The organism is Siphonobacter sp. SORGH_AS_0500 (assembly GCF_031453245.1).
In the GTDB taxonomy this organism is placed as follows: Bacteria; Bacteroidota; Bacteroidia; order Cytophagales; family Spirosomataceae; genus Siphonobacter.
Window position 1 is genome coordinate 1 of the sequence record NZ_JAVIYT010000002.1, and the last position, 7,273, is coordinate 7,273.

A 7,273-nucleotide genomic window follows, 5' to 3' on the forward strand; every position below is an offset into this window, starting at 1 on the left:
AACATGGCCGAAACAGCCGCTCTTTCTTTGCTTCCCAAGAATGGGTTTAGAGATTTGAGAGACAACCGGCTTTGTTCTTCCTTTACTTGCCTGGAAAGCTCCTGGATCCGTTCGTACCGCTCTAATTTGCCCGTTAGCTCTTTGCTTAGGCTGTCAGGTAAGCCTTTAAGGGCAAGTACCTGCTTTACTCCCGTCGGATGATCATTCTTTTCCAGATAGGCAGCTACTTGGTCAACCAAACCATTCCTATCTCGGCTACGCTGGTTTCTGCCTTCCAGTTCAGTGGCATATGCTCGCCAGGCAGGTTCCCATTTTTGCTCGAGCGTCACGGGCGTAACCTTCTCAGGCTCTTGGGGGGTTACGGACTTTACTGGGACGGTTTCTGCTACTTTGACGGCTTCCCTGGCCTGATGAGCCGCCGCATACCCGGAGATCAACGTCCCTAACGCCTGCTTTTCACTGGCTTGTTTAGCTTGTTGCTGATAGTCACTCAGTAGCGTACGGGCTGCTTGAGGACTACTTTGGAAAAGAACCGTTGAAATCCGCTCCCGACTCACCAGATCCTTGCCCAGTGCCCGCTCCGAGGCAAAGGCCTTTTCAAACCGGGGCCGAAACTCTTTCTCCAAAAACTCTTTCTTAATCATCTGCCGATCCTTCTTGCGGGTAGTTAGGTTTCGCTCGTTGACCAGCAAATGAGCGTGCAGGTTCGTCACCCCATCCTTCTGACCCCGGTGAATAAAGATCGAATAGCTACAGTCTTTAATCGGCGTCTGCTGGATCATCGCTTCAATCCGGCGGGCCGCCTCCTGGGGGCTCAGCTCATTCGGCAACGACAGCGTGTAGTTCTTTCGAACCTGGGCATCGTGCCGGCCCCGGATGCCTAGCTCCTTATTGCCCATCTTCTCCTGCCACTCCAATTGCTTCCAGTCGGCTAGTAACTGCGGTACTTCTTTGCTCAGGTTCTTACTGCTCTGTACATAGAGACACTCCTGCGACCGCGAGTAATAACTCACGTCGCCGTTGCCTGAAGTCGATACATTGATAAACCCTTTTGCCATCCGTTTCAGCCTCGCAGAGCCCCATACATTGATTCAAGTTGAAGGCCTTTTCGGGCCGAAATTTGAATCAATGTATAGTGGGGCATTCTGATTATTTGATCGGCCCAAAGTACGGATTTTTTCTTTACTTTTTTCCCTTTAATTTTGATCCTTGAAAAAGCAGCTCCAACCCTCCTACAACCCTATTTTGAGGTATGGCCAAGTACACCAACGAAGAAAAGATTAAGCTCCTCCAGCAGAAAATCAAGTCCCTCCAATCCACTGAGAAAGCCGCTAAACGCAAGGAAAGGGCCCGCCAATTGATTCAAATAGGGGCTCTGGTGTCATCACACCATCAAGCCCCTGAAAAGCTCTTAGAAGGGCTAAAAAGCGGTCAGCTCCATATAACCATTGAGGAAACTCAGCAAATCATCCTGTATTACGCCTATGCCCAGGATCCAGAGAAGGTCTTTCGCAAGGAGCTTACTATAAAGGCGGGTTTATCAGTACAACAAATTCTGGAACGCCTCAAATCCCAGGGCTCTCAAAAGATCAACATCTACCGGATCGAGAAAATAGCTTACCGAATCGAGGATCCAGAAAACGCCGGATTTAAACTAAAATCTTAGTTGCCGGCCCTTCCTAAAATTTTGAGTAACTCCCCGCCTTTTTGTTTTTTGTTCGCACCCTCAAGTTTTTGATTTTCGCAGACTCGCTTTCAAAATTTTAAGCGTGCTGCGGAGCAGACGCAAGCCACTTTTGTGCGGCTGGATGCTTCGCATATACACACGCAAAACACAAATTTGTGCTATTTGTAATATTTGTTTATTTGTCTTCCTTCAATATAATGGAAAGACGAGTTTTAATCAGTGAAAGACGAGTTTTAATCAGTGAAAGACGAGTTTTAATCAGTGAAAGACGAGTTTTAATCAGTGAAAAGACGAGTTTTAATCAGTGAAAGACGATAAAAAAAAGCGAGTATCTAAAAAAATACTCGTATTTTAGCATTGTCGCAACCAAATACGTAAAAATCAGACTATTACATGAAAGAAAAAGTAGAAGTTAGACATCATAATGCAATCACTACAGCTCGTTATGAGTATTCAGAGCTTCAACTAGATATTTTTTTCTACTTATTATCGATGCTCAGAAAAGATAATCCTAGTGGAGTTTATGAAATTGTAGTAAAGGATCTCTCTGCACTTACAGGCAAAGAATACCAATACAACTACCTCAAAAAAGCAACAGAAGAAATGGGTAGTCGCATGTTTGAAGTCTCAACTACAAAGAGTTACAAGCAGCTCTGGATGTTCCAAAGAGTTGAGTACATGCTTGGCGAAGGCCGTATAGAGATCGAGTTCAGTAATCCTATCAAGCCTTACTTGTTTGAATTAAAAGATAACTTCACCTCTTTTGAACTCTATGCAGCTCTAAGACTTGGAAGCAAGTATGGAAAAAGGTTATACACTCTATGTAGCCAATGGAAAGACAAGGGGGAAATACCCAAAACAACTATCGCTGAGTTAAAGAGAACGCTCTCTTTGCGGGACGATAAGGGTAACGAAAAGTTCGAGAAAATAGCTGATTTTAAACGTTTTGTCTTAGACGAAGCAAAAAAACAGATTAATAAACATACAGATTTATATATAGATTACAAGCTAGAAAAACTGGGACGTAGCTATCATTTTATCACGTTTACCGTCAGACAACAACAGCTAGCTGCCGTACTACCCCTGTCAGCCTCAAATAGCCTTAGTGGTGAGTCTACCCCTAAAGACATTACGCAGGCCCAGTATGAAAATGCCCGACAATTGTTAGATATGTGGAATATAAAGCGTAAGGATTTAGTAGATCAGATCATGAGCTCTAAAGCTTACATTCAAGAGGTTAATAAATTCGCTCACCAATTACAAACAGGGAAAATAAAGGTTGAAAAAAACATTGCAGGATACCTTCTTACCAGACTTGGTCTTAAGGCTTAAGATCTGATTATAATTTGAACAGCACGTATAAGCCAATGGCTAGTACACTAATAAAAAGTATAATAGTAAGAATAAGGTAAATCTTGTGGGTAGGCTGTTCTGACAGAGAAGGACTCTGCATTGGTGCAGGAGGAAGAAACTTCAATTCCTTGTTTTCCTCACGTAGGCTCTTGTTTTCTTCTCTCAAGTAAGAATTTTCACTTTTAAGTGACTGTATCAACTCATCTTTAGCTGTTATAACCAATGTGTAGTCTTGTATAGGCTTTATGTCTATTCTGTTAATATTATCATCTAGCCTTGTATAGTGTTGCTTATCCTTTGACTTGACAGGGGAATATATGCTAAAGAGGTAATTAGACTGTATAGTATACTGTGCCCCTCTCTTACTCTCTTTCATTTGTATAAATGGCTTACTATCAGATCTTTTGCACAGTCTGCGTATAGTAGCTTCATTTAAACCAGTGGCTTCTGCCGCTTCTTTTAGAGTAAGATAAACCATATACAGCTGTCTAGACATGTACAATGTGATGTACAATTATTGTATAATGTACAAACAAGCACATATTAGGACTAATCCGCAAGTGTCTTCAATATAAAACTGATTATATAATCCATAGTAATATTAAGAAGGCCAGGATATAATCACATCCTGGCCTCTTAATATTACTATGGGCATTCAGGTAAGCTCAATAGGTTATTAGGGTGTAAATCATCATTCCGCGTTTTCAGATACTTATAACCATTGTTGCTAGCGACAATGACATCAACGGTTGCTCCACCTTGCGATACATAGAAACTATAAGTGCCATTCTCGATATAACTGATAGCATCGTTCAAGGTGAGTTTCCATCGACTACCATCGTCATTGATTCCTCCAATGTTTCTGATACGTTCATATGCATTGTATCTGTCTGTTTTGTTAATGCATTGAATTCTTATACGACTTCCCATACAAAAAAGGTTAGAATGTCAGCTTCGTGCTTGACTTCTATTATGTATAACACTTGCAAAAAAAGGTTATCATCATATACTCACAATATTTATTCAAAAAGTTACATAATATATAACATTTTACATTTGAGAGTGAGTAGAATTTGAATTAAGTCACGGTATAAACGAGTCAATCTCTCTATTGCCAAGTTTCAAAGCAAAAGGGAATGTATTATGACGTGTGACTTATATTGGCTTACGAACTATTAGAGAAGTTTACTACAAAGGATATTTGGTATTTGTTAATTAAATCAATGTGCTAACTATAGTCTGTAGAGAAGAAAAATATATCAGCATAGTTTTGCATATACTATAGTTAGCAATGAGTTCTGATAACAGCGTTTTGGTTAGTTTCGGCAAAAAAGTAAGACTTTTAAGAAGTCAAGCTAAAATGTCTCAAGAGGATTTGGCTTTTAGAGCTGGTCTTCATAGAACTTATATTGGTATGATTGAACGTGCAGAAAAAAACATAACTCTTATTAATATAGAGAAAATTGCTAACGCTTTGAATATTAATATCACAGAATTGTTTTATGGCGAAGAGCAACTCCCAACCGAAGATCAAAATTCCATCACTTCCTAAATTCTTAGAAAGAAAAATTTACAAGACTGGTCAAACAAGAGGAGCTGACGATGACGTAATTTATCAGAATAGAGTGGGTCGTAACTCCACGGTCATTATACCCTATTTACTCTTCGACTTGTGCAAAGAAGCCCCTGATAATGAAGGCAAGTATGAAAATAGTTTCATTGTACTAATTAAACCAGAACGATATTTTTGTGAAGATATACAAAATGATTTAGAAGCTAAAGGGCTTGAGATCGGTCGAAATGCACTTCTTTTTTATGAAACTCGTGCAGAGTGGAGTAAGTACAATCCTGAAGAGAAAGGATTATTGCCAGCTACTTCTAGAACAAATCCTTTAGGTGGACATTACGTAGCAAGAGTTCCAGCAACGACATCGGAAGGGCAAACGAAAATTCTGAGAGGCTATACAGCTACGAATCTTAAAGGAGCTGGTATACGAGTCTATGAATATGCGAGTAAAGACATATTCAAAAAATGTACTCTACAATTAGAATACATTTTTTGGCATTGCATGGATGCAGAAGAAGTAGCTTTACAATGCGGAATGACTGAGGAGAATATTAAAATGAGAGTTGATTTCATTAACAATAATGCAAAGATTTTAGAATTAGATAATAATAAAAATCTGATCGAGAGTAGAATTCTTAATCCTAAAGGTCATACTATTTGCCCTCTTTGTTTAGAACCTATCTCTGCTATAGGCTTCATTAGTAGGCTAGAGCAGGCTGAAGGCCGAGAAGTTCCTGATTTAACTGTAACACAGGTTAATTTATTTCATATTAAAGAATTAAGATACGGTGAATTCAATCACAAACCTTATAATCTAGGTTGGGGGCATCACCATTGTAACGTAGTAGTTAAAGATACAGGCATAGCAGAGACTGTTACTTGGATGACCGAAGTAGTTGAAAGAAATCAAGCATATAGTGAATATCAAGCGAAAATGGATATTTGAGATTTGTTCAATTTTTCCTTTTTAGCTTTAGATGGATGGCTAGATGGAATTGAATTTATAGTGTAATCTTGTTTCAACACTTTAATTCTGTTTGTGGCTGCTTGTACCCATTGACTCTCTATTTCCATTAATATGCATTTACGTCCTGTTCTCATAGCTGCTTCTGCTGTGCTACCGGAGCCTGCAAAACAATCAAGGACTATATCGCCTGGATATGAAGAACTATTAATAATATGTTCGAGCATGTTGATAGGCTTTTCTGCAGGATGCTTTCCTTTGTAAGGCCGTACAGAATAAAAATCCCAAACATCAGTAAATTCAATTTGTGAATTTACTGAAAATGGTCTAATGACGTCTTCATATAAAGGCATGCTTTCTATTTTTCCAGTAGAGACTAAAGCATCACAAATTTTATCATATTGATCCCTACTAGGAATGTTTCTGCCTGCTTCCCAGTTAGATACCGCCCCCCCGTGGTTAACTTTTCCATGAGCTCCGGTTATAGCAGTAAGCTCATGCCCAGACATTCCGCATAATAAACGCTGTTGTTTGAGATAATTGCCAAACCAAGTGCGTTTAAGATTTCCTTCATTAGCTGGTTCAGCAAATATGATTCTTTCAGAATGAGCATACCATTGACGTAGAGCCTGCTTGTTCATTTTTTGTTTCCATCCCTCGAAGCCTGGTTCGTTAGGTTTCATCCATACTATGTGTGATAAGATATTGAAATCTTTTGCCATCAAGATCTCTATCCTTGCAGACATAGCAGTAGAACAGAATACGTATATAGATCCGTTAGGTCTTATTACTCTTTTCCATTCCTTAGAATATTGGCTTAACCAATCTAAAAAATCACTATCTTCTTTAAATGCAGTATCGTTTGTTATATTTTCTTTCTTAGTACTATGGTATGGCGGATCTGTCAATATTAAAGATACAGATTGATCTGGTAAGCGTTTAAGTAGTTCTAAAGAATCCCCTTCTGCGATTATATTGTCTTGACAACTATATGATATCGATTCTCCTAAAGCATTATGTAGTTTTAAAAAATCGACTTCCCTTCCCTCAAGATGTGTTTTCATGTGTCAATTTGCTAATTATAGTATGCAAAAATCGTAATTTTTTTTTAGAAATGCAATGCCATCATGTAACTTATTCATCCCTATTCTCTAGAACGGCTCTTAGCTCACGTTTTAAATTTTCTTAAGCTTCGTATCCCACTCTCTACTGCATACGGTGTTTTATTGTAGATACCTATCTCTAAATGTTCTTTTAGCTGCTATTCATAGATTAATCTACTTGCTGCTTCAGTGAATACTATATAATTTCCAATTTTATAACCTTTTATAAACGTGCCTTTATAAAAGGTTATATGTATCAAAGCCGGGGGCCTTTAGGCCGCTGTCGAAGGCTAGGGGAATCAAAATCGAGCTTTCGTTGTAATTCTTCCCGGCGGGCCTTTTCTATGGCTGCTCGTTGGGCTTCAGCCTTTTGCTGTTGCTCGCTTCGGCTAGCGAATTGACTCAGGGTTTCAATAGGGCTTATCGCTTTACGGTGCTCACTAGCAACGACTTTGAAGCTAGCCAAGGGCTCCCTGGCTTCTTCACATCGCTCCCGAAAGATACTAAAGTAGGTAGCTCCTTTCACGTGACTCCCCTTCGATGCAGCCTCGTAGCCGTGATGATCCGGATACGAATGGGCCTGCCCTTTAATGGCTGCT

Annotated in this window: 9 protein-coding genes; 4 read left to right on the top strand and 5 right to left on the bottom strand. The window is 39.5% G+C overall.

All coding sequences use genetic code 11. The annotated features are described in order from the left end of the window. Positions 1 to 1,058: MobA/MobL family protein (locus tag QE357_RS20225; protein WP_309711523.1), on the bottom strand; the 1,058-nt coding region annotated here is incomplete at its 3' end. Positions 1,059 to 1,252: 194 nt separating this feature from the next. Here QE357_RS20225 and QE357_RS20230 point away from each other — a divergent pair. Then, a complete protein-coding gene (locus tag QE357_RS20230; protein ID WP_309711526.1) occupies positions 1,253 to 1,666 on the top strand; it encodes a hypothetical protein in 414 nt (137 codons plus the stop codon). Between the two features lie 414 nt (positions 1,667 to 2,080). Beyond that, positions 2,081 to 3,019, top strand: coding sequence for a replication initiation protein (locus QE357_RS20235; RefSeq protein ID WP_309711529.1), 939 nt, complete (start codon positions 2,081 to 2,083; stop codon positions 3,017 to 3,019). A 7-nt stretch (positions 3,020 to 3,026) separates the two neighbouring features. Here the strand turns inward: QE357_RS20235 and QE357_RS20240 are convergent, their stop codons facing one another. Together QE357_RS20240 and QE357_RS25070 are read right to left on the bottom strand one after the other, a co-directional pair. Next, positions 3,027 to 3,536: a hypothetical protein gene (locus QE357_RS20240; protein WP_309711532.1), complete on the bottom strand. Its 510-nt coding sequence runs from the start codon at positions 3,534 to 3,536 to the stop codon at positions 3,027 to 3,029. 149 nt (positions 3,537 to 3,685) lie between these two features. After that, positions 3,686 to 3,970: a DUF3892 domain-containing protein gene (locus QE357_RS25070; RefSeq protein ID WP_409050273.1), complete on the bottom strand. Its 285-nt coding sequence runs from the start codon at positions 3,968 to 3,970 to the stop codon at positions 3,686 to 3,688. Between the two features lie 361 nt (positions 3,971 to 4,331). Between QE357_RS25070 and QE357_RS20245 the strand changes: the two genes are divergently transcribed. After that, positions 4,332 to 4,592 carry a helix-turn-helix transcriptional regulator gene (locus tag QE357_RS20245; protein ID WP_309711535.1) on the top strand — a complete coding sequence of 87 codons (261 nt, stop codon included), beginning with the start codon at positions 4,332 to 4,334 and terminating at the stop codon, positions 4,590 to 4,592. Further along, positions 4,543 to 5,553 (top strand): BstXI family restriction endonuclease, encoded by a 1,011-nt coding sequence (locus QE357_RS20250; RefSeq protein ID WP_309711538.1) that lies wholly within the window; start codon positions 4,543 to 4,545, stop codon positions 5,551 to 5,553. Before QE357_RS20245 ends, QE357_RS20250 begins: the two co-directional genes overlap by 50 nt. Here the strand turns inward: QE357_RS20250 and QE357_RS20255 are convergent. Further along, on the bottom strand, positions 5,532 to 6,635 hold the full coding sequence (locus tag QE357_RS20255) for a DNA methyltransferase (RefSeq protein ID WP_309711541.1): 1,104 nt from the start codon (positions 6,633 to 6,635) through the stop codon (positions 5,532 to 5,534). The genes QE357_RS20250 and QE357_RS20255 overlap by 22 nt on opposite strands. 295 nt (positions 6,636 to 6,930) lie before the next feature. After that, on the bottom strand, positions 6,931 to 7,273 hold a 343-nt coding region (locus QE357_RS20260), incomplete at its 5' end, for a hypothetical protein (protein WP_309711545.1).